Source organism: Gemmiger sp. An120 (assembly GCF_002160955.1).
Classification (GTDB): domain Bacteria; phylum Bacillota; class Clostridia; order Oscillospirales; family Ruminococcaceae; genus Gemmiger_A; species Gemmiger_A avium.
On the sequence record NZ_NFLN01000008.1, the window covers coordinates 102,755 to 128,368 of the forward strand.

Here is a 25,614-nt window from a genome sequence, read left to right on the forward strand (position 1 = left end):
TGAACAGCGTGCCTCGTTTTTGTTTTGTGTATCAGCCCTTGGCCAGATCGGCGGCCAGGGCGTCGGCCAGATCGGCCAACGCCTGCTCCTGGGCGGGGCTCACGGCGGACTTGATGGTGACCACCGGCTCCAGCACCGTTACATTTTTCAGGCTTTCCAGCTCGCCGCGCATCACCTTGGCGGCGGCGGGGGCCCAGCTGCCGTTCTCGATCAGGGCCACCGTGCGGTTCTGGGCGGCCAGGGCCTTCATATCGGCCAGCAGGTTCTCCATCTTGGGATACAGCCCGCCGTTGTAGGTGGGGGCGGCCAGCACCAGATGGCTGCACCGCCATACCTCGGCCATCAGCCAGCTGGTATCCTCGCCGGAGACGTCATGCACCGTTACGCCCTCCACGCCCCGCTCGGCCAGCAGCTGGGCCAGGCGCAGCGCGGCGGCCTCGGTGTGGCCGTACATGCTGGCGTACAGCACCGACACGGTGCGCTCTTCCGGCTGATACCGGCTCCAGGTATCGTACAGGCCCACCAGGTAGTCGATATCCTCTTTCCACAGCGGCCCGTGCAGCGGGCAGACCAGCCGGATGTCCAGCCCGGCGGCCTTTTTCAGCAGCGCCTGCACCGGTGCGCCGTACTTGCCCACGATGTTGGCGTAGTAGCGGCGGGCCTCCGGTAGCCAGTTGGCGGCAAAATCCTGCTTGTTGGTGAAGATATCGCCTTCCAGCGCGCCGAAGCTGCCGAAAGCGTCGGCGCTGAACAGCGCCCCGGTCAGGGTATCGTAGCTGACCATGACCTCCGGCCAGTGCACCATGGGGGCCATGCAGAAGCGCAGGGTGTGCGCGCCGGTGCACAGCTCGCCGCCCTCGGCCACCAGCTGGGTACGGCCCTCCAGCGGCAGGGCAAAGAACTGGTTGATCATCGCCAGGGTCTTGGCGTTGCAGACCACGGTGGTTTCGGGATGGGCGGCCAGCAGCTGGCCCAGGGTGGCGGCGTGGTCCGGCTCCATGTGGTGCACCACCACATAGTCCAGCCCGCGGCCGTTCAGCAGCCCGGCCAGATTCTCAAAAAAGCGGCGGCCCACCGACCAGTCGGCGGTGTCCAGCAGAACGGTCTTCTCGTCCAGGATCAGGTAGCTGTTGTAGGCCACCCCCCGGGTGAGAGGGAACAGGTTTTCAAACCGGGCCAGACGCCGGTCGCTGGCGCCCAGCCACCAGGTATCCCGGGCAATGTTCACAGTGCAGTTCATAGATCGCATCGGTTCCTTTCTGTATGAAAATAAGGCACAGGGCAAAGCAAGGGCGGCAGCGCACACGCGCCGCCGCCGGCCTGCCGCGGTCAGCAGTATTTCTGGATATAGGCCTCCCGGCACTTGCGGATGACCTCCTTGGCGGCCTCCGCGCCCTGCTCCTCGTTTACCACAGTCTCCTTTTCCTCCAGGCTCTTGTAGACGCTGAAGAAATGGCGCATCTCAGCAAAGATATGGGCGGGCAGTTCGCTGATATCCTTGTAGGTATTGTAGGTGGGATCGCTGAAGGGGATGGCGATGATCTTCTCGTCCATCTTGCCGCCGTCCAGCATGGTGAACACGCCGATGGGGTAGCAGCGAACCAGGCTCATGGACTCAATGGTCTCGCTGCACAGCACCAGCACGTCCAGCGGGTCCCCGTCATCGGACAGGGTGCGGGGGATCAGGCCGTAGTTGGCCGGATAGTGGGTGGAGGTGTACAGGATCCGGTCCAGAATGATGAAGCCGGTTTCCTTGTCCAGTTCGTATTTCTTCTTGGAGCCCTTTTCGATCTCGATCACGGCCACGAAGTCCTCGGGGGTGATACGGGCGGGGTTCATATCATGCCAAATGTTACCCATTATTCTCTCTTCCTTTCGCAGGCGGCCAGGGGCCGCGTGTGTTTCCCTTGCACGCCTTATTGTAGCACGGATGCGCCGTTTTTTCCACCCCGGACGGCAAAAAACCGGGCCCTTGCGGCTGAAATCCGCCCTCAAAACGGAAAGTATGCTTGACATTTTGTTTCTGTCATGGTATCCTGTGGATGGAAAGCAAACTTTCCATTGGAGGGACAGGATTGAAAAACCGGCTGGAAGAACTGCGCCGTGCGCGCGGCATCAATCAGGAGGAACTGGCCCGGGCGCTGGAGGTGTCCCGCCAGACCATCGGCTCGCTGGAGAACGGGCGGTACAACCCCAGCATCCTGCTGGCCTTTCGGATCGCCCGGTATTTCGGGCTGCCCATCGAGGAGATCTTTATCTACGAGGAGGAGAGCGGCGATGAAGCGTAACCAGAAGCTGTGGTATCTGGGCTATCCGGCGGCGGCGATACTGGCGGCCGCCGCGGTGTGGGGCGGTGTGCCCGAGGCGGTGCGGCTGGCGCTGGGTGTAGCGGCGGCGGCCCTGGTCGGGGTGTGCCACACCAGCCTGCTGCACGAGAAGATGCTGCGCACCGATCCGGACTACCGGGTGGCGGTGCTGGACGAGCGCAACCTGGCGTTGAGGGAAAAGGCCGGCAACATCGCCAACGCGGCCAACCTGGCCCTGATGGGGATAGCGGCGGTGGTGTTCCTGGGCCTTGGCTACACGGTGCCGGCGCTGGTGGTGTGGGGGCTGATCACGGTGAACCCGCTGATCCTGATCGGGATCAGCAGCCTGCTGGAAAAGCGGATGTGAGGCGCGGCAAAAATTTTTTCATTAAATCCGCCACAACCCTTGACGAAATGGAGAAAGTATAGTATTATATATGGCGCAGCGTGTCCCAGTCGGGAATGACCTTTGGCGTGCGCCCATAGCTCAGGTGGATAGAGCAACTGCCTTCTAAGCAGTGGGCCAGGGGTTCGAGTCCCTTTGGGCGCACCATACGTGGTGGCTATGGCGCAGTTGGCTAGCGCGCCAGATTGTGGCTCTGGAGGCCGTGGGTTCGAGCCCCACTAGCCACCCCACAGAGAAAGCGGATCCCGGTTGTTATGCAGCACGGTTTCCGCTTTTTCTTTTCTCTGGGTTGTCGCCAAGCGGTAAGGCACGGGACTTTGACTCCCGCATGCGTGGGTTCGAATCCCGCCAACCCAACCACGTCGGAATGGACTGCGCTCCATTCAAAAAGCCCGGGCTTTGCCCGGGCTTTTCTCATATCGCTCCGTCATTCCTCCTTTTCCCCACGAAACTTTGCTTCGCAAACTTTCGCGGGGGCCCCAGCCCTGCGGGCCTTTTTGTGTACGCGGCCCGAAATCCTCATCAACCGGCAGCTTTCGGCAGGAAAGCGGCCGGTTTTCATTTTTCCGTAACATCTTGCGGATGGGGGCGTGATAAAATAAAGACAATTTCTACCGATTTATCTTTTTGCGGGCACAAAGCCCGGGAAAGGGAACCGACCATGGATCTGCTGCAGCAATGCGCGCGCTGGCACGAAGAGGGCGCGTACCAGAACATCATCGACGCCATCGAGGCGCTGCCCGCCGACCAGCGCACCCCCGAGCTGGACAGCGAGCTGGCCCGGGCCTATAACAACCTGGCCGGGCCGGGGGACAAGGAGCTGTTCCGCAAGGCCATCCGGCTGCTGGCCCCCCACGAGGCGTATTTTCAGAACGACCACTGCTGGAACTTCCGCATGGGGTACGCCTGGTACTACCTGGACGAGGAGGGCCCGGCGCTGCACTACTTTGAACAGGCGCTGGAAGCCCGCCCCGGCGACGAGGATACCCAGCAGTTCATCGACGACTGCCGCCACCGGCTGACCCTGCCCCAGTTTGACCGCAGCTTCCGCCAGCGGGTGGAGGAGGCCTGGGCCGCGTTCGGCCAGGCAGAGGAACAGCTGCGGGCGCTGATCGACGCGCCGGATAGGGCCAAGACCCAGCAGGAACTGCTGGACCGGTGCGCCGCCGCGCTGGAGCTGGCGCTGGACGACCCGGCCTTTGAACTGGGCTTCAACGGGCAGAAACACGAGCTGGTGCTCTGCCCCAACGGGGACCGCACCCAGCTGTTTGTGCTGGCGTATTTTGCCCGGCGGATTCCGGCCCCGGTGGCGGCGCACTGGAACGTGCAGATGGGCCGCCAGCCCAGCCCGGGCTTCACCCTGCAGGCGGCCGGGCGGGAGGTGCGGCCCGAAACCGTGCGGGTCAAGGCCAAAAAGACCGAGCACGGCGCGGCGCTGACCCTGTACTGCCCGGAGCTGTCCGATCTGTGGAAGCAGGACGAGGATCAGGTCTGGTGGCTGCTGAGTCTGCTCACCGACCAGGTGCTGGGCGAATTGTCTGCCATGGCCCTGGTGGACGGGTTCGAGGTAAAGAACAAGCCCCTGGGCCGGGGGGATTTTTCGCTGGATCAGCTGCCCCGGCGGCTGGCGGCCCTGGGGCTGGAAGCCCCGGCCAGCGTCGACGCCTGGCTGGAGACCAGCGATCTGGACTACGAGCGGCAGCCGGACAGGGATTCCGACGCGGACTGGCGGATGGACGTTTCCCGGGGCGTGACCCGCTGCCCGGGGCTGGTGGCGGAGTACATGCAGAACCGCTCCGACCACATGGACCGGCTGCACCGGCAGGGCGCGGTGGCCGGATTCCTGCTGTTCCCTACCGACACCTTTGCCTGTGAAGCCGACCCGGGCCAGGCCGCCCGGGACTTCCGGAACGAGCTGCAGGCGGCGCTGGAGCGGGAGGCCGGGCCGGATGCGGTGACCTGCACCGGCTGGGCCGAGGGGCTGTTTGCCCAGTACCTGGATCTGATCGCCTGGGATCTGCCCGCCGTGCTGGACGCGGCGGCGGATTTCCTGCAGGGCAGCCGGGTGGCCTGGGGGGCGTTTCACAGCTTCCGCCGGACGGTGGGCACGGTGCGCCTGGCGGACAACACCCCCGCCCCGGTGGACCCGGAGACCGGCTCCCTGCTGACGATGGCGGATCTCCAGACCCTGCAGGATTTTGAGGAAAAGACCAGCGGCTACTATGGCCGGATGCTGCAGTATCTGGAGGAGTTTATCCAGAACGGGGTGGAGGAGGACCGCTTTTCCTACCGGCAGGCCCGGGAGGATCTGCAGATCGCTTTGTGGTACGCCTTTGCGAACAACAACCTGGACACCTACCTGAACTACTGGCAGGTGACCCAGTGGATGCCCGATTCCGAAAAGAACGCGGCGGGCTGCGGCACCTGGTACTACCGGTACGCCTCGGCGCTGGTCTACTGCGGGCGGCTGGAAGAGGCCCGGCGCTACGCCGAGGAAGGCGCCCGGCAGGAACCGGGCTACCCCTGGGTGTGGCTGCTGCTGGGCCGCCTGCGCAGCCACTTCGGGGACCGGGCCGGGGCCCTGGCCGCGGCGGACCGGGGCCTGGAACTGGTGCCCGGGGACTACGAGTTCCGCACCCTGCGCCGGGAGATCGAGGCGGGGGCCACGCTGGAAGAGATGGAGTACCACTGGATCGACCCGGCCAGCGACGCCCTGCTGCAGGAGGGCCGGGCGGACGAGAACGACATGTTTGACAAGCAGCAGTGCCTGGCCTGCATCCGGCTGGACGCGGCGGGGCTGGAACGGGCGCTGGCGGTGTTCGGCCCCGATCCGGACCGGTACGAGGCAGACGACCCCTTCTGCATCTTCCCCTACCCGGTGGACGGGCAGGAGGTGCCGCTGGTGTTCCGGATGAACCAGGCGGGGCTGTCCAAACAGGACCCGGCCCGGCTGGCGGCGCTCAAGGCCCGGCTGGACGCGGGCGGCCTGTGCACCGCCCGGGATGATCTGGGCCGCCCCTGCACCCTGGACTCGGTACAGGTGGAACTGGGTGTACGGCCCACCCTGCTGTACCGGCCGGAGGGCACCGAGGACTGGTATCCCCTGCCGCTGGAACTGAACTGAACAACAAAACGGGCACGCCTGACGGCGTGCCCGTTTTGGTTTATGTGTTCGGCCCGGCCAGCTCGTCCAGCAGGCGCAGGCTCTCGCCCCGGGTGTAGAACCGCTCCAGCGAGTGCAGGCTGTGGTGGGTGACGGTGTCCGGCGGGGCGGCCCGGTGCAGGTTCTGGCGGTAGGTTTCCGGCGTGACCCCCATCCGGCGGCGGAACGCCCGGCAGAAGTACCGGTAATCGGAAAACCCCGACGCCAGGCACACGTCCAGCATCCGGTTTTCCCCGGCGGCGATCCGGCGGCAGGCCGCGTTGAACCGCACGCCGGTGACGTATTCCTGAAAGCTCTGGCCCAGGGCCTGGCGCACAAAATGGGACAGGTAACTGAGCGACCGGCCCTCCCCGGCGGCAAAATCCCCCAGGCGGCAGGGCCCGGCGTACCGCTCGTCCACAAACCGCAAAAGGCGCAGCAGGCGGGCGCTGCGCTTTTCCTGCTCGGCCTTTTCCGCCTCGGTAAGCAGCTGCACCGGCAGCGCCTGCATCAGCTCGAACAGCACCAGCTGGGCCTGCCCGGCACAGAACAGCTCATACCCCGCCGGGCGGCGCAGATAGGCCCGGGTGGCCGCCAGCAGACCGGCCTTGACGCGGGCGGCGGTTTCCGGCGGCAGCGGGCAGGACGGGTCCATCCGGTTCAGCCGCAGCTTGTCGGCGGCGGGGTAGGCGGTCTGCACCAGTTCCGGGGCCAGCTGCATGCAGAGGAACAGACATTCCGGCCCGTCGGCGGCACGGAACTCGTGGGTCTGGCAGGGGTTGAACAGCAGCAGCCCGCCCGGCCCGGCGGTGCAGTCGAACCCCTCGCCCTTGGCGGTCAGCGCGCCCCGCAGCACCCACAGCAGCTCGAACTCCCGGTGCATATGAGGGGTACGGTAGGCCAGAGAATCCAAAAACAGATGCAGCCCGCTGATCTGGGCACTGCGGACGATCTCCATCTCCTCCATAAAGCGCGCACCTCCTTTTCTGTAATTTCTATTGTACCACACAAAAGCAAGAATTTCGCAACATCTTCCCCCCGCCGGATATGGTATGATGAAAGGGACGGGAAATTTCCCGGGAAAGGAGGCCCGCGCTGTGCCGAATACACGACTGGACCCCCGCCTGGCGGGGTACGCCCGCGCCGGGTGGGAATCGGTCTGCCGGGAGATGCAGCTGCCGGAGGGCGGTTTTACCGAGCGGCAGGCCGCCCAGCAGCGGGAGCGATACGGGGCCAACCGCCCCGCCGCTGCCCGCCGGGCGCTGGGTCCCCGGCTGCGCCGGGCCTTTTTGAATCCGTTCAGCCTGACCCTGCTGGCGCTGTGCGTTCTGGCCTGGGTGACCGAACTGCTGCCGGGCGGCGGACTTGCTCACGAGGGCACCGCCCCCCTGATGACCGGGATGCTGCTGCTCAGCGGGCTGGTGCGGCTGGCGCTGGAGATGCGCGCCCACCGGCAGGCCCAGCAGCTGCAGCGCCGCACCCGGCTGACGGTGCCGGTGCTGCGGGAGGGCCGCTGGCAGGAGCGGGACGCGGAAGAACTGGTGATCGGTGACCGCATCCGGCTGCGGGCGGGCGACCCGGCCCCGGCCACCGTGCGGCTGACCCGGGCGCGGGACCTGTTTGTGTCCCAGTCGCTGCTGACGGGGGAGAGCGCCATGACCGAAAAGACCCCCGACCCGGAAACCGACCCCGCCGCCCGGCCCGCCGCCTGGCGGTGCCTGGTGTGGGCGGGTTCCACCGTCGTAGGCGGCACCGGGGAGGGCGTTGTGCTGGCCCTGCGGCCGGACGCCGCCCCGGACGAGGAGCCCCGCCGGGCGGGCTTTGACCGGGGGGCCCGGTCGATCGCGGGGGTGCTGCTGCGGTTTTCGGCGGTGCTGACCCCGGCGATCTTTCTGCTCAGCGGGCTGACCAAGGGGCAGTGGGGGGCCGCGGCGGTGTTCGCCCTGTCGGCGGCGGTGGGGCTGACCCCGGAACTGCTGCCCATGGTGGTGACCGCCTGCCTGGCCCGGGGCAGCGGCGCCCTGGCCCGCCGGGGCACCATCATCAAGGACATCGACGCCATGCAGGCCTTTGGCGGCATGGACCTGCTGTGTGTGGACAAGACCGGTACCCTGACCGGCGACCACATCCGGCTGGAATACTATCTGGACGTGCTGGGCAACGAGAGCGCCGACGCGCTGGAGGCCGCCTGGCTGAACAGCCGCTGGCATACCGGGGTGCGCAACCACCTGGACGAGGCGGTGCTGCGGATGGCCCAGGCCCCCGGCTGGCAGGAAAAGCTGGCCCGGCTGGAAACGCAGCATCCCTGCCTGGACGAGCTGCCCTTTACCTACGAGCGGCGGCTGGCCAGCGTGCTGGTGCGGGACGGCGCGGGCGGCCGCCTGCTGGTGAAAGGGGCGGTGGAGGCCGTCTGCGCCCGGTGCAGCCGGGCGGTGTGGCGGGGCCGGACCCTGCCCATGGGCCCGGACAGCGAGCGGGACGTGCGGGCGGTGGTGGACGAGATGCGCCGGGACGGCATGAAGGTGCTGGCGGTGGCGGTGCGGGATCTGGACGGGGACACCCTGCGCCCGGAGGATGAACAGGACCTGACCCTGCTGGGCTATCTGGCCTTTTTTGACGCGCCGAAAAAGAGCGCCGGGCCCGCCATCGCCCGGCTGCGGGCGCTGCAGGTGCCGGTGAAGGTGCTGAGCGGGGACGCCCGGGAGGTGACCGGGGCGGTCTGCCGGCGGCTGGGCATCCCCTGCGAGCGGGTGTACACCGGGGCCGATCTGGAGGCCGCCGGCCCGGACGACCGGGCCGCCCTGGCCGAGAGCGGCACGGTATTTGCCGAGCTGACCCCCGCCCAGAAAGCGGATATTCTGGCCATTCTCAAGGCCAACGGCCACACGGTGGGCTACCTGGGGGACGGCATGAACGATCTGCCCGCGCTGCGCCAGGCGGATGTGGGCATCGCGGCCGAGGGGGCCGCCTGCACCGCCCAGGGCGCGGCCCAGGTACTGCTGCTGCACAAGGACCTGAACGTGCTGGCGGACGGGGTGCGGGAGGGCCGCCGGGTGTTTGTGAACATGTCCAAGTATTTGCGGATCACCGCTTCCTCCAACTTTGGCAACATCGCGGCGGTGGCGCTGGCCAGCGTGGCGCTGCCCTTCTTCCCGATGGCGTCGGTGCAGCTGCTGTTGCTGGGGCTGCTGTATGACCTGCTGTGCCTGGCGCTGGCCTGGGACACCGCCGACGAAGACCAGCTGCGCCGCCCCCGGGGCTGGTCCGGCCGCACGCTGGGGCGGTTCATGGGGGTATTCGGGCCGGTGAGCTCGGTGTTTGACCTGCTGACCTTCGGGTTCTTGTTCTTTGTGCTCTGCCCGCAGGTGTGCGGCGGGGCCTACGGAGCACTGGACGCGGCGGGGCAGGCCCGGTTCGCGGCGCTGTTCCAGACCGGCTGGTTCCTGGAATCCCTCTGGACCCAGGTGCTGATCCTGCATCTGCTGCGCACCCCGCGCCTGCCCTTTATCCAGAGCCGCCCCGCCGCCGGGGTGCTGGCGGTAACGGCGGCGGGTCTGGCGCTGTTCACCGCCCTGACCTTCACCCCGCTGGGGGCGCTGGCGGGCATGGCCCCGCTGCCGCCGGTCTACTTTGTGTTTCTGGCGGGGGTAGCGGCGCTCTATCTGCTGACGGTGACCGCCGTCAAATCGATCTATGTCCGGCGATACCGGGAACTGGTGTGAAAGGGGGCGGCACAGAATGGACAAGCACATTGCCTACGCCGGGCTGACCCCGGAACTGGCCGCCCGCCTTTGCCGGGCGCTGGAAGACGCGCCGGACCCCGGGGCCGCGGCCCTGCTGGCCCGGCTGACCGAACTGCGGGAGGGCCGGGCCGACGCTTTGCTGCTGGAGCTGGACGGCGCGCCGGTGCCCGCCGCCGAGCCGGTGATCCGCTGCCGGGAGGTGGAGATCCGCCCCGCCGCCCGGCAGGTGCTGCGGGCCGGGCGGGAGATCCCGCTGACCCCCAAGGAGTTCGACATCCTGTATTTTCTGGCCCGCAACCGGGGCCAGGTGTTCACCAAGGAGCAAATCTACCGGGCGGTGTGGGACGCAGACTATTTGCTGGACGACAGCAACATCATGGCCTTTATCCGCAAACTGCGCAAAAAGCTGGAGCCCGACCCGGACGACCCGGTGTATATCCTGACCATCTGGGGCATCGGATACAAATTCAGCGACGAATAACCCACCGGCGGGCCGCCTGGCCCGCCGGTTTTGCTGTTTTGCCCAAATCGGGCGGGCAAAATCCGGCAGAAAGGAGAATCCACTCAAACAGCAAATTTGTCCTATGGCCCGCACCCATTTGTACAAGACCCGCAGGCCCGGCGGCGGTATACTGAAATCAATTTAAACACAACGCAGGAGGCATGCGCTATGCTGTATATCGGTCTGGATCTGGGTACCTCCGCCTGCAAGCTGCTGCTGGTGGACGAAACCGGCGCGGTGCGGAATACCGTGACCAAATCCTATCCTCTTTCCTTCCCGCAGCCGGGCTGGAGCGAACAGGCCCCGGAGGACTGGTGGCAGGCGGTTCTGGCCGGCGTGCCCGAGCTGCTGACGGGCTTTGACCCGGCCCAGGTGGCGGGCATCGGCGCGGGCGGCCAGATGCACGGTCTGGTGGCGCTGGACGAAGCCGACCGGGTGCTGCGCCCGGCCATTCTGTGGAACGATGGCCGCACCGCCAGCCAGGTGGACTACCTGAACGGCCAGGTGGGCAAGGCGGTTCTGAGCCAGCGCACCGCCAACATCGCCTTTGCGGGCTTTACCGCCCCGAAGCTGCTCTGGATGCGGGAGAACGAACCGGAACTGTTTGCCCGCATCAAAAAAATCATGCTGCCCAAGGACTACCTGGTCTACAGGCTGACCGGCGTGCACGCCACCGACTACTCCGACGCCTCCGGCATGCTGCTGCTGGATGTGGAGCACAAATGCTGGAGCGCCGAAATGCTGGCGGAGTGCGGCGTGACCGAGGCCCAGATGCCCCGTCTGTTTGAAAGCTGGCAGCCGGTGGGCACCCTGACCGCCGACGCCGCCCGGGCGCTGGGCCTGCCCGAGAGCGTGGTGGTCTGCGCCGGCGCCGGGGACAACGCGGCCGCCGCCGTGGGCACCGGCACGGTGGGGGAGGGCCACTGCAACATCAGCCTGGGCACCTCCGGCACCATCTTTATCTCCTCCGACAAGTTCGGCGTGGACCCGAACAACGCCCTGCACGCCTTTGCCCACGCGGACGGGGGCTGGCACCTGATGGGTTGCATGCTCTCGGCGGCCAGCTGCAACAGCTGGTGGCAGGATCAGATCATCGGCACCACCGACTACAAGGGCGAGGAAGCCAAGATCGACCCGGACAAACTGGGCCGCAACCATGTGTACTTCCTGCCTTACCTGATGGGGGAGCGCAGCCCCATCAACGACACCGACGCCCGGGCGACCTTTATCGGCATGACCATGGACACCTCCCGGGCGGACATGACCCAGGCCATGCTGGAAGGGGTGGCCTTTGCCATCCGGGACAGCTTTGAGGTGGCCCGCAGCCTGGGGATCGAGATTCCCCGCTCGAACATCTGCGGCGGCGGTTCCAAGTCCGCCTTGTGGAAAACCATCCTGGCCAACGTGCTGGGCATCCCCCTGGACACGGTGGCCACCGAACAGGGCCCCGGCTACGGCGCGGCGATGCTGGCCATGGTGGCCTGCGGGCAGTTCAGCTCGGTGCGGCAGGCCGCCGACGCGCTGGTGCGGATCCAATCCACCGTGGAGCCCGACCCGGCCCTGGTGGCCCGGTACAACGACCGGTACGCCCGGTTCAAAAAAATCTATCCCGCCTGCCGGGAACTGTTCCCCCAGCTGATGTGAAAGGAGCGCTGCTTCATGAAGATCTATTCCGTACATGACAAAGAGTTCACCCCCTACGGCCATGTGGTAACGGGGCTGGACACCGCCGAACTGCTGGATGCCCTGGCCCGCACGCCGCTGCCGGAAACCGGCACCGGCTACTGCCCGGAGGAGGAAGAACTGCAGGAGCTGCCGGTGACCGTGCAGGTCAGCGAGCATCTCTACGGCGGGATGCCGGTGCAGATGGGCTGGTGCAACGGCCGCAACACCAAATTGAACTGCCTGGAATACCACCGGGACAGCGAGTTCAACCTGGGCACCGAGGACTTTATCCTGCTGCTGGCCCGGCAGGAGGAGATTGAAAACGGCATGCTGGACACCGGCAAGGTAAAGGCGTTCCGGGTGCCCGCCGGGGTGCTGGTGGAGGTATACGCCACCACCCTGCACTACGCCCCCTGCCACACCGACCCGGCCAAGGGGTTCCGGGTGCTGGTGGCGCTGCCTGCGGGCACCAACACCGCAAAGCCGGACATCCGCCCGCTGACCGAGGAGGACAAGCTACTGCGGGCCTGCAACAAGTGGCTGCTGGCCCATCCGGATTCCGCCGAAGCCGCCGACGGGGCCTATGTGGGCCTGACCGGCGAGAACATCGATATTGCCGACCTGCTGTAAACAAGGAAAGGAGAATCCTGACTATGAATATTCCCGAAGTAAAACTTGGCATCGTGGCCGTTTCCCGCGACTGCTTCCCCATCGCCCTGTCCACCCAGCGCCGCCGGAACATCGTGGCCGCCTACGGCGAGGGCTTGTATGAGTGCCCCGTGACGGTGGAGAACGAGGCCGACGCGCTGAAAGCCCTGGAGGATGTAAAGGCCCACGGGGTCAACGCGCTGGTGGTGTTCCTGGGCAACTTCGGCCCCGAGACCCCCGAGACTCTGCTGTGCCAGAAGTTCGACGGCCCCACCATGTACGTGGCCGCGGCGGAGGGCGACGGCGACCTGATCAACGGCCGCGGCGACGCCTACTGCGGCGTGCTGAACTGCTCCTACAACCTGGGGCTCCGCCATCTGAAGGCTTACATCCCCGAGTATCCGGTGGGCTCCGCCGAGGAGTGCGCCGCCATGATCCGGGAGTTTGTGCCCATCGCCCGGGCCATCATCGGGGTGAAGAACCTGAAGATCATCACCTTCGGCCCCCGCCCCCAGGACTTCTTTGCCTGCAACGCCCCCATCAAGGGCCTGTACGAGCTGGGGGTGGAGATTGAGGAAAACAGCGAGCTGGACCTGCTGGTGGCCTACAAGGCCCACGCGAACGACGAGCGCATCCCCGGCGTGGTGGCCGAGATGAAGGCCGAAATGGGGGAGAACACCTACCCCGACCTGCTGGAGCGGATGGCCCAGTTTGAGCTGACCCTGCTGGATTGGGCCGAGGCCCACAAGGGCGCCCGCCAGTACGTGGTATTTGCCGACAAGTGCTGGCCCGCTTTCCCGGAGCAGTTCGGCTTTGAGCCCTGCTATGTGAACTCCCGTCTGGCAGCCCGGGGCATCCCGGTGGCCTGCGAGGTGGACATCTACGGCGCGCTGAGCGAGTACATCGGCGCCTGCGTCACCGGCGACGCGGTGACATTGCTGGACATCAACAACTCGGTGCCCCCCTACATCTACGACGAGGAGATCGGCGGCAAGTTCAACTACACCCTGAAGGACACCTTCATGGGCTTCCACTGCGGCAACACCCCCAGCTGCAAGATGTGCAGCGGCTGCGCGGTGAAGTACCAGCTGATCCAGAACCGCCTGCTGGAGAACGGCGGCACCCCCGATTTCACCCGCGGCACCCTGGAGGGCGACATCGCCCCCGGCGACATCACCTTCTACCGCCTGCAGTGCGACAGCGAGGGCAACCTGCGCAGCTACATCGCCCAGGGCGAGGTGCTGCCGGTGGCCACCCGGTCTTTCGGCGGCATCGGCATCTTTGCCATCCCGGAGATGGGCCGGTTCTACCGCCATGTGCTGATCCAGAAGCGCTACCCTCACCACGGCGCGGTGGCCTTTGCCCACTGCGGCAAGGCGCTGTTTGAGGTGTTCAAGTACCTGGGCGTGACCGACATTGCCTGGAACCGTCCCGCCAGCCTGCCCTATCCCACCGAGAATCCCTTTGCGTAACCATACCAACCAGTGACCAAACCGGCGGGCCCGTTTGGGCCCGCCGGTTTTTGCATACAAAACGCAGAAAAGCCCGCCCCCTTGCGGGAGCGGGCTGATCTTGTGATCCTCAGGGCAGGTAGGCAGCCATGGGGCCGTAGTAGACAAAGGCGTGGAGGGTGAAGTTGCAGGACACCTGCAGCCAACACAGCAGCACGCCGGCGATGATGCCGGGGATGTAGGGGTTGTTGCACCGCTTGAACAGCCGCCGGATCAGGATCACCGCCACCGGGAACACCGGGATGGCGTTGATGGTGTAGGTATAGGTGTAGGTAGAGCCGAACACAAAGGGCTTGACGCCGCTCTTCATGTACAGCCAGTAGCCGATCACGGTGATCAGCAGGGCAGGCAGGGTGTTCATGACCGCAAAGAACAGGTCGTTGACCCACTCCGGCTCGTTGGCGATCTTGCAGTGGTAGGCGCTGTTCAGCGCGATGGATACCGCCAGCCCGAACACCAGATACAGCGGCAGGTAGGCGAAGAAGGTGGTCAGGTTGTACAGCGGGATGTTTTTCAGGCCCCAAAAGTAGTAGTGATAGTCCACCTTGAACAGGTTGTTGGACACCCACGCGATGCCAAACACCACCGCGCAGCCGCCCAGGGCCACCACGATGCTGGCCAGGAACTGCTTGACGGGGATGCGCAGGCCCCAGCTGCGCAGGGTCGCGCCGGTTTTGCGGGCATAGAGCGCGTAGGACACAAAGGACGTGATCAGCATGAACACGCCGTTGGCCAGCGCCCACAAGGCGTAGATGTTGCTGGGCTGCTGGGGGAACAGCTCGCTGCAGCAGTAACCAAAGCCCATAAAGAAGATGGCGCTGATGCTGCAGAAGGCGAACACGCAGTTCAGCACGGTCAGCACCCAGAACCAGACCTTGCCGGTCTTGTCCGGGGCGGGGCGCAGCTCGGCGTTTTCACCGGGGGCCACGCAGGCGAACACCGGCAGCTTGACCAGGCAGCCCACCGCAAATACGCAGCTCATCAGCACGCCCAGCATACCCAGCAGGTTGCAGATGGTCAGCGGCACAAACACCTGCTTCTGGCCCAGAATGTAGTTCGGGGCCTCAAAGCTGTCCTGGAAGAAGTCCACCAGAGCCGCCAGCGCATTGGAACCGCCCTGGGGCTTGGGATGGATCTCCTTGGCGGCGGTGACCCGGCGGAACACCGTCTGGCCGTCGATCTCGGCGGTGTAGGTGTGGCCGGGAACCACGCTGTCGCCCTCAAAGGCGGATGGGTCCTGGCCAAAGGCGAACAGGCTCTTGGCCTGCTCGGTGCTCAGCCACTGCTGTACCAGCATGGTCTCGCCGTTTTCGTCGGTGCCCTTGAAGTACACGTGGTCATACAGGGTAAAGTAAACCCCGAAATCCCGGGCGCCGTAGATGTTGGCCCAGTTGCCCTCCGCGTCGGTGTACACCGGGTCAGAGGAAACCAGGTAGATGGCGGAGATCAGGCCGGTGCCCTGCTCATCGTCCAGGCGCACACAGTTGTTGGAGGCCTGGCCGCCGGCAGAATGGCCCGCCACGCCGATCTGGGTCTTGTCCACATAGTCCAGGGTACCGGCGTACCGCACCGCCGCAAAGGAGCCGTAGGCGTCGTTTGCCGCGTAGGGGCCCAGATAGGTGGCCGCATCGGTGATCTCGGAATCGCCGTGGTTGAGCATATCCGGCATGATTACCACAAAGCCCCGGCGGGCCAGCTCAATGCCGTACTGGGCATAGCTTTCCTTGTTGACCGTCAGGCCGTGGGTGAATACCACCGCGGGCGCGGGGTTTTCGGCTGCGGCGGAATCGGGTTTGTATACCCGGGCCGCCACCCGGCTGCCGCCGGAGGTGTACAGGTCCACGTCGGTGATGGACACCTTGCCCCAGTCGTGCAAAATCGCACTGGACAGCAGGGTGAACACCAGGGTAAACAGCAGCGCGAACACCAGGCCGCGCTGCGCCGTCAAGCGTTTCTTCTTCACGTTGTTCCTCCTTGTTTCGGGTAAATGTTTCGGCCTTTTCATTATAGACGCACCCCGCCGGCGAAACATATACATAAAAGGGCCCGTTCCTAGCAAAAAGGGACATTCTTGTCGATTTTTCCAGATTTTGTGTTATTTTTGACAATTTTTTTGTATTTTTGTTCTCCCGCAGCCAGAACCGGGAGAAAGGAGGCGTGCTGTGGATATTCAGGATTCTCTGCGGTTGTGCCGGGTAGCGCTGTTTCAGGGACCGGGGCTGGTGCGGCTGCCGGCCCCGGAACCGGGCGGCTACGGATTTGCCCTGCTGCGGGCCGGTACCGGCTGCTTTGTGCGGCAGGGCTGTACCCTGCGGTGCGGCATCAACCAGCTGCTGCTTCTGCCCCCGCGGGAGGGCCCGCTGCTGGCGCCCTGCGCGGGTTCGCCGCCGCTGGAGGTGCTGACGGTGCAGTACGGGCCGTCGGTGCTGCGGCGGCTGACCGACGCGGACCCGGACATGGCGGTTTTTTTGGCCGGGCTGCCCGCCCAATGCGAGGTGGTGCCGCTGCCGGACAGCCTGGCGATGCTGCTCAAGCAGCTTACCTGCGAACTGCTGCGCCAGCAGGAGCAGCCGGAATTTGCCGACGGCATCTACCGGCAGGGGCTGCTGACCCTGATCGCGGTGCTGCTGGCCCGGGCCTGCCGTCAGGCACAGCCGGTGGAGAGCACCCCCGACCCGGGCGCGGTGCCGCTGGACGCGATGCTGGGGTATATCGGCACCCATCTGACCGAGGATCTGTCGCTGGAGGCGCTGGAGAAACGGTTTTCGGTAAGCCGGCGGCATATCCAGCGCCGGTTCAAGGCGGCCACCGGGCTGACGGTGCACGAGTATATCATCCGCATGAAGCTGGAGCGGTGCAAACCCTATATTCTGCAGGGGCTGCCCATCAGCCAGGTGTACCGGCTGGCAGGTTTTGGCGGGTACAACCACTTTTTCCGTGCGTTCCGCAAGGAGTTCGGCATGCCCCCCAAAGAATACTACCGCCAGGCGGCGGAAAAGACATAAAAATCCGGCGCGCCCGCTTATACGGAACGCGCCGGATTTTTGTCTGTTATACCCGTTTGAGGAAGGACCGCCGCCGGTCCCCCAGGTCGATCCCGCGGGACAGCTCTTCCAGAAATTCCAGGATCCGTTCCCGGTCGGCGGGGGTCATCTGGGCCAGCAGCGCAAAGGCAGGCTGCCATTCCCGGGCGATCAGGGCGCTGTTTTTGCGGTACAGCTCCCACCCCGCTTCGCTGGGCAGCAGGATGATCTCCTTGCGGTTGTCCGCCCGCTTGTACCGTTCCACCAGCCCCTTTTCCACCAGAGTCTTTACATACTTGGAAAAGTTGCTGGCCGGGATCCCCAGCTTTTCGGCCAGGGTGGCCATGTTGTAGTTTTCGCCCTCAAATTCCAGGATACATTCCAGCGTCTGCCATTCCAGCATGGAGAGCGCCGCCCCCTCCCCGCTGGAAAACCGGCCGATCTGATTATGGGCATACAGGTTGGCATACCGCATCAGGCTGCGCACGATCTCCCGGTTTTCTCCCATCCATTCCAGTTTCATACGGTCACCGTCCTGTTCGTTTTTTTCAGTATACCAGAAAATGGTACAACACGAAAGATTTGCACCGTATCTTACACCAAAAAATCAAAAACGCCCCGGCGGGCACACAGCACCGCCGGGGCAATGGATTCGATATTACAGCAGGCTGCGGTACAGGGCAGCGATCTCCTCCACGCTGGTGTCGCGGGGGTTGCCCGGGCGGCAGGCGTCGGCATAGGCGCTCTCGGCCAGGAACTGCACGTCCTCGTCCTTGACGATGGCCTTCAGGTCGGCGGGGATGCCCACGTCGGCGGAGAGCTGCTTCACGGCGTCCACAGCGGCCTTGACGTACTCGTCGCGGGTCATGCTGTCCACGCCCTCAACGCCCATGGCGCGGGCGATCTCCCGGTACTTCTCGCCGGTGGCGGGGGCGTTGTACTCCATGATGGTGGGCAGCAGGATGGCGTTGGCCACACCGTGCGGGGTGTCATACACAGCGCCCAGGCTGTGGGCCATGCTGTGCACGATGCCCAGGCCCACGTTGGAGAAGCCCTGGCCAGCGATGTACTGGGCCAGCGCCATGCCCTCGCGGCCCTCGGCGGTGTTGGCCACGGCGCCGCGCAGGTACTTGGAGATCAGCCGGATGGCTTCCAGATGGAACATATCGGTCATTTCCCAGGCGCCCTTGGTGATGTAGCCCTCGATGGCGTGGGTCAGGGCGTCCATGCCGGTGGCGGCGGTCAGGCCCTTGGGCATGCTGCTCATCATGTCGGGGTCCACAACGGCCACCTCGGGGATGTCGTTGGTGTCCACGCAGACGAACTTGCGCTTTTTCTCCACGTCGGTGATGACGTAGTTGATGGTAACCTCGGCGGCGGTGCCGGCGGTGGTGGGCACGGCGATGGTGAACACCGCATGCTTCTTGGTGGGGGCAACGCCCTCCAGGCTGCGCACGTCGGCAAACTCCGGGTTGTTGGCGATGATGCCCACGGCCTTGGCGGTATCCATGGAGGAGCCGCCGCCGATGGCGATGATGCAGTCGGCGCCGGAAGCGGTGAAGGCAGCCACGCCGCTCTGCACGTTCTCAATGGTGGGGTTGGGCTTGATGTCGCTGTACACTTCGTAGGCGAAAGAAGCCGCGTCCAGCAGGCTGGTGACCTTGGCGGTAACGCCGAACTTGATCAGGTCCGGGTCGGAGCAGACAAAGGCCTTCTTGTAGCCGCGGGCGGTCAGCTCGGGCAGGATGTTTTCAATGGCACCCTTGCCATGGTAGGAAATGGTGTTCAGAACAATACGATTGGCCATGATAATCGTCTCCTTTTTTTATGGCAGCACCGCACAATTCACGGCGACCGCCTGGAATTATGCGGTGCTGCCTTATCTCGTCGGGCGGTTTGCGCCCTCTTTGTTACTAGTATAACAATCTTTTTTCCGGCATTTCAAGTTACAGATGGGCCGGTGTGTCACATCGTGCAAAGGTTTTACAAAACGGACACTATCCCGCCCGGCGCCGCCCCCCAAAGCGCAGAAAAACCGGGCGCCCGCCCGCAAGGGGAGGGCGCCCGGCGGCGTCCGGTTTACTTGATCCGCACATAGCTGCGGCTGCTGTTGTCCTTCATCTTTTCGGTGCGCACCTCAAAAATTCCCAGGGACTGCACCAGCAGGGTGAGTTTGGAGAACCCGAAGTTGCGCACGTCAAAGTCCGGCATCCGCTTGACCAGCAGCGTGCCCAGGGCGCTCATGCTCAGCCAGTCGTCCTCGTCGGAGTTCTCGGCCACGATGGCCCGCACCGTGTTGCAGACGGCGGCCAGCTCGCTGTTGCCCTCCGGCGGCTGCTTTTTGCCCGGGGCGGGCTTGTCGGCGGCGGGGGCGGGGGCCTCCTTGGCGGCGGTCTGCTGCTGGGCGGCATCGGCGCTGACCAGCACGTCCAGGTACTTGAACCGGTTGCAGGCGGCGATGAAGGGCTTGGGGGTCTTGCGCTCGCCCATGCCGATCACCTCCATGCCGCTCTCCCGCAGGCGGGCGGCCAGCCGGGTGAAGTCACTGTCGGAGCTGACCAGGCAGAACCCCTCCACCTTTTCGCTGTACAGGATGTCCATGGCGTCGATGATCATGGCCGAGTCGGTGGCGTTTTTGCCGGTGGTGTAGCTGTACTGCTGGATGGGGGTGATGGAGTAGTCCAGCAGCACGTTTTTCCAGCTGGACAGGTTGGGGCTGGTCCAGTTGCCGTAGATGCGCTTGTAGGTGGCGATCCCGTCGTTGGAAACCTCGTCCAGGATCACCTTGATGTATTGATCGGAAATATTGTCCGCGTCGATCAGCACGGCAAAGCGTTTGTCGCCTGCCATAGGGCGGTCACCTCGTCTTTCTTTATGTACCAGTATACCATATTCCGCGGCAAAATGCTTGCGGAATCGGCGCGCCGCGGAGTATAATGGGGAAAATCCGGCCGCCGCTGCAGGGCCGGCCCCCTGTTCGGGGCTGTGCGGCAGCGCGCGGCGCCATCGTTGTCGCCCACGGAACGGGCGGGAAAGGACGGGACTGTATGAAAATCGCAAAGAATGTACTGGAACTGGTGGGCGGCACCCCTCTGGTGGAGGTGAGCCGTTTTGCCGAGCAAAGGGGCCTGCGCTGCCGCCTGGCGGTCAAGCTGGAAAGCCGGGAACCGGCGGGCAGCGTGAAAGACCGGGTGGGCGTGGCCCTGCTGCAGGCGGCCGAGGAGCAGGGAAAGCTGGCCCCGGGCGGCGTTGTGATCGAGCCCACCAGCGGCAATACCGGCATCGGGCTGGCCATGGCCTGCGCGGTGAAGGGCTACCGGCTGATCCTGACCATGCCGGAGACCATGAGCGTGGAGCGGCGCAAGCTGCTGGCCGCCTACGGGGCCGAGCTGGTGCTGACCGAGGGCGCCCGGGGCATGACCGGCGCCATCGAAAAGGCCAAGGAACTGGCGGCGGACATCCCGGGCAGCTTTATTCCCGGGCAGTTTGACAACCCGGCCAACCCGGCGGCCCATTTTGCCACCACCGGGCCGGAGATCTGGCGGGACACCGACGGCCAGGCGGCCATGTTTGTGGCCGGGGTGGGCACCGGCGGCACCCTGACCGGTACCGGCCGGTATCTGCGGCAGCAGAATCCGGCCATCCGGCTGGTGGCGGCGGAACCGGCGGGCAGCCCGGTGCTCAGCGGGGGCAAGGCGGGCCCCCACGGGCTGCAGGGGATCGGCGCGGGCTTTGTGCCCGCGGTGGCGGACCCCGCCCTGTTTGACGAGATCGTGACCGTTACCGAGGCCGAGGCCTACGCGGCGGCGCGGCAGCTGGTGAAAACCGAGGGTATCCTGGCGGGCATCAGCGGCGGCGCGGCGCTGGAGGCCGCCTGCCGGGCGGCCGCCGGCGAGGAATGGGCCGGCAAATGGGTGGTAGTGTTGCTGCCCGACGGGGGCGACCGGTATCTGTCCACCCCGCTGTATGCGGACTGACGCTTGACCGGCGCATTTCCGCACGAAAAGAGCGGCCCGGGCGCAGGGCATCGGGCCGCACCGAATCTGCAAAAAACGGAGGGGCCGGCCGGCCCCTCCGTTTTTTCAGGCGCGAAAGCGGATGCGCCGCCCGGCATACCGCGCAAAAAGAAACGGCGCTTTCGGCAGAATTTGCGTATTATGGAGAAATTGGTCTTTGGCCCCCGCGCAAAAGATGACAATTTTGTGAACGGGCGCTATAATGTGCCTGTTGTACAATTTTGTGAGGAGGCAGACTATGGAAACAACCAAGCAATATGCCCGCCCGGAAGATTTCGAGGGCCGGCTGCCGCTGGCACAGGCGATCCCCCTGGGGCTGCAGCACGTGCTGGCCATGTTCGTGGGTAACCTGACCCCCATCCTGATCATCACCAATCTGTGCGCCGCCATGGGCGGGGCCGAGGAATTTGCCGCCGTGCAGGTGTCTCTGCTGCAGAACGCCATGCTGGTGGCCGGCATCGTGACCCTGGTGCAGCTGTACGCGGTGGGCCCCATCGGCGGCAAGGTGCCCATCATCATGGGCACCAGCTCCGGCTTTATCGGCGTATTCCAGAGCGTGGTCAAGGTGATGGGCGGCGGCGTGGTGGCCTACGGCGCCATCATGGGCGCTTCCATCATCGGCGGCCTGTTTGAAACGGTGCTGGGCGCGTTCCTCAAGCCGCTGCGCCGCTTCTTCCCGGCGGTGGTCACCGGCACGGTGGTGCTTTCCATCGGTCTGTCCCTGATCGGCGTGGGCGTGGGCAGCTTCGGCGGCGGCACCAGCGCGGCCGACTACGGCTCGCTGGAGAACCTGCTCATCGGCCTGGCGGTCATGGTGCTGGTTCTGGCGTTCAAGCACGGGGCCAAGGGGCTGGCCAGCTCCTCCTGCATTCTGCTGGGCATCATCTGCGGCTATGTGATCTGCGCGGTTCTGCCCCTGTTCCTGTCCACCACCGGCGTCACCGCCGAGGGCGTGGAATACACCAAGGCCTGGGTGCTCAACTGGGACAAGGTGGCCGAGGCCTCCTGGTTTGCGGTGCCTCAGCTGATGCCGGTCAAGCCGGTGTTTGACCTGCGGGCCATCCTGCCGGTGATGATCATGTTCATCGTGACCGCTGTGGAGACGGTGGGCGATATCTCCGGCGTGACCGAGGGCGGCATGGGCCGTGAAGCCACCGACACCGAGCTGTCCGGCGGCATCATCTGCGACGGCCTGGGCTCCAGCTTTGCGGCCCTGTTCGGCGTGCTGCCCAACACCTCTTTCAGCCAGAACGTGGGTCTGGTTACCATGACCAAGATCGTCAACCGCATGGCCCTGGCCTGCGGCGCGGTGTTCCTGGTGCTGTGCGGGCTGTTCCCCAAGCTGGCGGCGCTGGTGTCCATCATGCCCCAGAGCGTGCTGGGCGGCGCGGCGGTCATCATGTTCTCTTCCATCGTGATGAGCGGTATCCAGCTGATCACCCGTGAGCCCCTCACCGCCCGCAGCATGTCCATCGTATCGGTGGCGCTGGGCCTGGGCTACGGTCTGGGCGCCAACAGCGCGGTGCTGTCCGGCCTGCCCCAGGCAGTGCAGCTGGTCTTCGGCGGCAGCGGCATCGTGCCCGCTGCTTTTGTGGCCATTGTGATGAACGTTCTGCTGCCCAAGGAAAAGGCGCAGGCGTAAGCGCATAACAGAACAAAGCGAACCCCCGGCCGTTTGGCCGGGGGTTCGCTTTTTATACCACCGGTTCAATATTTTTTCAACCAACTGTACCAGGAGTGTCTGGTCTTTGCCCCGGAGTATGGTACAATCAGGGCAGAGACGAGGAGGTGCGGGTATGAAACTGTCCCTTGCACAAAACATCAGCCGCCTGCGCAAAGAGAGCGGCATGACCCAGGAGCGGCTGGCGGAGACGCTGGGCGTGAGTTTTGCGGCGGTGTCCAAGTGGGAGCGGGGCGCCGCCACGCCGGAACTGGGGCTGATCGTGGAGATGGCGGATCTGTTCGGCGTGTCGGTGGACTCGCTGCTGGGGTACGAGGCGGGCCGCAATGGCCAAGCCGCTTTGGTGGAACGGCTGAAAGACCTGGTGCACGATCTGGAGGCGGAAGATCCGCTGGCGCAGGTGGAAGACGCGCTGCGGCGGTATCCCAACTGCTTTGAGATTGTGTATCACAGCGCGATCAACTATCGGGGGCGGGGGATCCGCCGGGGCGATACCGCCTGCAACCAGCGGGCGCTGGAGCTGTTCCGCCACGCCAGCTGCCTGATCGGCCAGAACACCGATCCGGAGATCAGCGAGACCTCGCTGCATCAGGAAATGGCCCAGACCTGCCTGGCGCTGGACGACTGGGAAAAAGCCGCGGAAATATTGAAAACGCACAATCCCTGCCGGCTGAACCACGCCCTGATCGGGCAGATCCTGGCCAGCTGGAGCAACGACCCGCAGCAGGCGCTGCCCTACCTGTCCGGTGCGCTGCTGGACATGCTGGTGGCCCACACCCAGATCGTGACGGGGTATCTGAACCTGTACGAAAAAACCGCCGACTGGGACAACGCCGCCGCCCTGCTGGACTGGGCGCTGCCCTTTTATTCCAGGCTGAACCGGCCGGGCGAGGCGGCTTTCACCGACAAGTGCGAGGCGATGCTGTGGGCGCTGCGGGCGGACGTCTGGCTGCGGCAGGGCCGACCGGACCAGGCAGAGGACTGCCTGCGCCGGGCCCTGGCCATTGCCCGGCGGTTTGACGCCGCGCCCTGCTACGACGGCACCAGCCTGCGGTTTGTGGCCCGGGTGGCAAAGGCCACGGCGCTGGACGATCTGGGGCCCACCGCCCGGGAGGGGCTTGACCGGACCGTAGCCGAGCAGAACTATCCGGAACTGACCGAGCTGTGGAGGAGGATATCCTGTGAAGAAGAAGCGGAATGAATACATCGCGCAGTTTTACCGGGGCAACCGGGGCGCGTTTTTTCTGGCGGTGCTGACCGCGCTGCTTGCCACCGGGCTGCACCTGATCATCGCCCGGGCGCTGCAACAGATGATCGACGGCATTTCCGGCGTGCCGGGGGCGCCCGGCCTGGCCGGAATGGCGGGATGGATCGGCGCCGTGCTGGTGCTGATCCTGCTGGTCAAGGCGCTGGAATACCATTCCCAGCCCCGGTTTATCCAGAAAGCCATGCAGCAGTACAAGGAGTACGCCTTCCGCAAGCTGACCGAAAAAAGCCTGGCCAGTTTTGACGAGGAGGCAAGCGCCCGGTACCTGGCCGCCTTTTCCCACGACGCGGAAACCATCGAAACCGGCTATCTGGAGGGGCAGTTCCATCTGCTTACCAGCGCGGCGGACTTTATCGGCGCGCTGGTGATGATGCTGCTGTACAGCCCGGCCATGACCGGCATCTCCTGCGCCTTTTTCATCCTGCCGGCGGGGGTATCCCTGCTCATGGGCAAGCGCATCCAGCAGTCGGAGCGCCGGGTCTCCCAGAAAAACGAGACCTTTACCGCCACCCTCAAGGACAGCCTGGGCGGGTTTTCGGTGATGAAAAGTTTCCGGGCCGAGGGGCCTATTCAGGCATTGTTTGCAGGCAGCAACCGGGCCATGGAACAGGCCAAATGCCGCAAGCGCCGCCAGGTCATCGCCCTCGGCACCCTGGCGAGCCTGGCGGGGGTGCTGGCCCAGCTGGGCACCTTCTGGGCGGGGGCCTGGCTGGCCTTTTCCGGCGCGGGGATCACCCCGGGCGTGCTGATCATCTTTATCAACCTGGCCGCCTATGTGATCGAGCCGCTGCAGGTGATTCCGGAACGGCTTGCCGCCCTGCGGGCCGCCGAGGGGCTGATCGACAAGCTGGCCGACGCCCTGGAAGAGCCCGAACGCCAGCCGGGCGCGCCGCTGCCCGACACACTGCGGCAGGGGATTGAACTGCGCAACGTATCCTTTGCCTACAAAGGGGAGACCCGCCCCGCGCTGGCCGGTATCTCCGCGCGCTTTGCGGCGGGCGGGTGCTACGCGGTGGTAGGCGGATCGGGCAGCGGCAAATCCACCCTGCTGGGGCTGCTGACCGCCAGCCGTCGGGACTATTCCGGCGAGATCCTGTACGACGGGCAGGAGCTGAAAACCGCCAGCATCGAATCGCTGTACGATCTGGTGGGGCTGATCCAGCAGGACGTGTTCCTGTTTGACGCCTCCATCCGGGACAACATCACCCTGTTCCGGGATTTCCCGCCGGAGCAGGTGGAGCAGGCCATCCGGCAGGCGGGGCTGGCCCCGCTGATTGCCGCCCGGGGCACGGCCTACCGCTGCGGGGAGAACGGGCGGGGCCTTTCCGGCGGGGAGCAGCAGCGGGTGGCCATTGCCCGCAGCCTGCTCAAGCGCAGCCAGGTGCTGCTGGTGGACGAGGCCACCGCCGCCCTGGACCCGGCTACCGCCCGGCAGGTGACCCTGTCCATCCTGGAACTGGCGGGCATCACCCGCATCCTGGTGACCCACCGGCTGGACGAAACGCTGCTGCGCCGCTGCGACGGCATCCTGGCGCTGAAAGACGGCCGCCTTGCGGAATCCGGCACCTTTGACCAGCTGATGAACGCCAAGGGATATTTTTATTCGCTGTTCACGGTGGCACAATAACCAAACGGCCTCCGCCGCCCGGGGAAAGCCCGGATGGCGGAGGCTGTTTTGTCTGCCCTGTGCCGCAGTTTACTTTT

At 65.2% G+C, this 25,614-nt stretch carries 20 protein-coding genes and 3 tRNA genes; 16 read left to right on the top strand and 7 right to left on the bottom strand.

Annotated features, from left to right (window positions below; translation table 11 throughout):
• Positions 1 to 31 precede the first annotated feature (31 nt).
• Both B5E65_RS08600 and B5E65_RS08605 read right to left on the bottom strand, forming a co-directional pair.
• The gene (locus tag B5E65_RS08600) at positions 32 to 1,240 is read right to left on the bottom strand and encodes an FprA family A-type flavoprotein (protein ID WP_087171367.1); all 1,209 of its coding nucleotides are present in this window, start codon (positions 1,238 to 1,240) and stop codon (positions 32 to 34) included.
• A gap of 89 nt (positions 1,241 to 1,329) precedes the next feature.
• Positions 1,330 to 1,860 (bottom strand): inorganic diphosphatase, encoded by a 531-nt coding sequence (locus B5E65_RS08605; protein ID WP_087171368.1) that lies wholly within the window; start codon positions 1,858 to 1,860, stop codon positions 1,330 to 1,332.
• Positions 1,861 to 2,075: 215 nt separating this feature from the next.
• Between B5E65_RS08605 and B5E65_RS08610 the strand changes: the two genes are divergently transcribed.
• From B5E65_RS08610 to B5E65_RS08635, 6 genes are all read left to right on the top strand, one after another.
• A complete protein-coding gene (locus tag B5E65_RS08610; RefSeq protein WP_087171369.1) occupies positions 2,076 to 2,288 on the top strand; it encodes a helix-turn-helix transcriptional regulator in 213 nt (70 codons plus the stop codon).
• Positions 2,278 to 2,673 carry a hypothetical protein gene (locus B5E65_RS08615; RefSeq protein ID WP_087171370.1) on the top strand — a complete coding sequence of 132 codons (396 nt, stop codon included), beginning with the start codon at positions 2,278 to 2,280 and terminating at the stop codon, positions 2,671 to 2,673. Before B5E65_RS08610 ends, B5E65_RS08615 begins: the two co-directional genes overlap by 11 nt.
• 109 nt (positions 2,674 to 2,782) lie before the next feature.
• Positions 2,783 to 2,859: transfer RNA gene (locus tag B5E65_RS08620), tRNA-Arg, on the top strand.
• 6 nt (positions 2,860 to 2,865) lie between these two features.
• Positions 2,866 to 2,942: transfer RNA gene (locus B5E65_RS08625), tRNA-His, on the top strand.
• Positions 2,943 to 2,997: 55 nt separating this feature from the next.
• Positions 2,998 to 3,072: transfer RNA gene (locus B5E65_RS08630), tRNA-Gln, on the top strand.
• Positions 3,073 to 3,373: 301 nt separating this feature from the next.
• Positions 3,374 to 5,836, top strand: coding sequence for a tetratricopeptide repeat protein (locus B5E65_RS08635; protein WP_087171371.1), 2,463 nt, complete (start codon positions 3,374 to 3,376; stop codon positions 5,834 to 5,836).
• Positions 5,837 to 5,876: 40 nt separating this feature from the next.
• Here B5E65_RS08635 and B5E65_RS08640 read toward each other — a convergent pair whose 3' ends face one another.
• On the bottom strand, positions 5,877 to 6,821 hold the full coding sequence (locus tag B5E65_RS08640; protein WP_087171372.1) for an AraC family transcriptional regulator: 945 nt from the start codon (positions 6,819 to 6,821) through the stop codon (positions 5,877 to 5,879).
• Between the two features lie 130 nt (positions 6,822 to 6,951).
• Here B5E65_RS08640 and mgtA point away from each other — a divergent pair, with 130 nt between their 5' ends.
• The 5 genes from mgtA (at position 6,952) to B5E65_RS08665 (ending at position 13,884) form a co-directional block, all read left to right on the top strand.
• The gene (gene mgtA, locus B5E65_RS08645; RefSeq protein WP_242957512.1) at positions 6,952 to 9,576 is read left to right on the top strand and encodes a magnesium-translocating P-type ATPase; all 2,625 of its coding nucleotides are present in this window, start codon (positions 6,952 to 6,954) and stop codon (positions 9,574 to 9,576) included.
• A gap of 16 nt (positions 9,577 to 9,592) precedes the next feature.
• On the top strand, positions 9,593 to 10,078 hold the full coding sequence (locus tag B5E65_RS08650; RefSeq protein ID WP_143402991.1) for a winged helix-turn-helix domain-containing protein: 486 nt from the start codon (positions 9,593 to 9,595) through the stop codon (positions 10,076 to 10,078).
• 189 nt (positions 10,079 to 10,267) lie between these two features.
• A complete protein-coding gene (gene xylB, locus B5E65_RS08655; RefSeq protein WP_087171373.1) occupies positions 10,268 to 11,743 on the top strand; it encodes a xylulokinase in 1,476 nt (491 codons plus the stop codon).
• 15 nt (positions 11,744 to 11,758) lie between these two features.
• The gene (locus B5E65_RS08660) at positions 11,759 to 12,394 is read left to right on the top strand and encodes a DUF4867 family protein (protein ID WP_087171374.1); all 636 of its coding nucleotides are present in this window, start codon (positions 11,759 to 11,761) and stop codon (positions 12,392 to 12,394) included.
• Positions 12,395 to 12,417: 23 nt separating this feature from the next.
• Positions 12,418 to 13,884: an L-fucose/L-arabinose isomerase family protein gene (locus B5E65_RS08665; protein WP_206406291.1), complete on the top strand. Its 1,467-nt coding sequence runs from the start codon at positions 12,418 to 12,420 to the stop codon at positions 13,882 to 13,884.
• A 109-nt stretch (positions 13,885 to 13,993) separates the two neighbouring features.
• Here B5E65_RS08665 and B5E65_RS08670 read toward each other — a convergent pair whose 3' ends face one another.
• Complete coding sequence (locus B5E65_RS08670; protein WP_087171375.1) at positions 13,994 to 15,886, bottom strand: alpha/beta hydrolase; 1,893 nt, start codon at positions 15,884 to 15,886, stop codon at positions 13,994 to 13,996.
• A 199-nt stretch (positions 15,887 to 16,085) separates the two neighbouring features.
• Here B5E65_RS08670 and B5E65_RS08675 point away from each other — a divergent pair, with 199 nt between their 5' ends.
• Positions 16,086 to 16,928: a helix-turn-helix domain-containing protein gene (locus B5E65_RS08675; protein WP_087171376.1), complete on the top strand. Its 843-nt coding sequence runs from the start codon at positions 16,086 to 16,088 to the stop codon at positions 16,926 to 16,928.
• Positions 16,929 to 16,974: 46 nt separating this feature from the next.
• Here the strand turns inward: B5E65_RS08675 and B5E65_RS08680 are convergent, their stop codons facing one another.
• From B5E65_RS08680 to B5E65_RS08690, 3 genes are all read right to left on the bottom strand, one after another.
• Positions 16,975 to 17,469: a MarR family winged helix-turn-helix transcriptional regulator gene (locus B5E65_RS08680; RefSeq protein WP_087171377.1), complete on the bottom strand. Its 495-nt coding sequence runs from the start codon at positions 17,467 to 17,469 to the stop codon at positions 16,975 to 16,977.
• A 135-nt stretch (positions 17,470 to 17,604) separates the two neighbouring features.
• A complete protein-coding gene (fucO, locus tag B5E65_RS08685; protein ID WP_087171378.1) occupies positions 17,605 to 18,753 on the bottom strand; it encodes a lactaldehyde reductase in 1,149 nt (382 codons plus the stop codon).
• 272 nt (positions 18,754 to 19,025) lie between these two features.
• Complete coding sequence (locus B5E65_RS08690) at positions 19,026 to 19,796, bottom strand: NYN domain-containing protein (protein ID WP_087171379.1); 771 nt, start codon at positions 19,794 to 19,796, stop codon at positions 19,026 to 19,028.
• Positions 19,797 to 19,993: 197 nt separating this feature from the next.
• On the opposite strand from B5E65_RS08690, the gene cysK reads away from it, so the two are divergent.
• From cysK to B5E65_RS08710, 4 genes are all read left to right on the top strand, one after another.
• Positions 19,994 to 20,923, top strand: coding sequence for a cysteine synthase A (cysK, locus tag B5E65_RS08695; RefSeq protein ID WP_087171380.1), 930 nt, complete (start codon positions 19,994 to 19,996; stop codon positions 20,921 to 20,923).
• A gap of 277 nt (positions 20,924 to 21,200) precedes the next feature.
• Entirely contained in the window at positions 21,201 to 22,604 is a 1,404-nt protein-coding gene (locus B5E65_RS08700) for a uracil-xanthine permease family protein (protein ID WP_087171381.1), read from the top strand.
• Positions 22,605 to 22,758: 154 nt separating this feature from the next.
• Entirely contained in the window at positions 22,759 to 23,844 is a 1,086-nt protein-coding gene (locus B5E65_RS08705) for a helix-turn-helix domain-containing protein (protein WP_158098549.1), read from the top strand.
• Positions 23,825 to 25,537, top strand: coding sequence for an ABC transporter ATP-binding protein (locus B5E65_RS08710; RefSeq protein ID WP_087171383.1), 1,713 nt, complete (start codon positions 23,825 to 23,827; stop codon positions 25,535 to 25,537). The genes B5E65_RS08705 and B5E65_RS08710 overlap by 20 nt, the downstream gene beginning before the upstream one ends.
• Positions 25,538 to 25,614 lie beyond the last annotated feature (77 nt).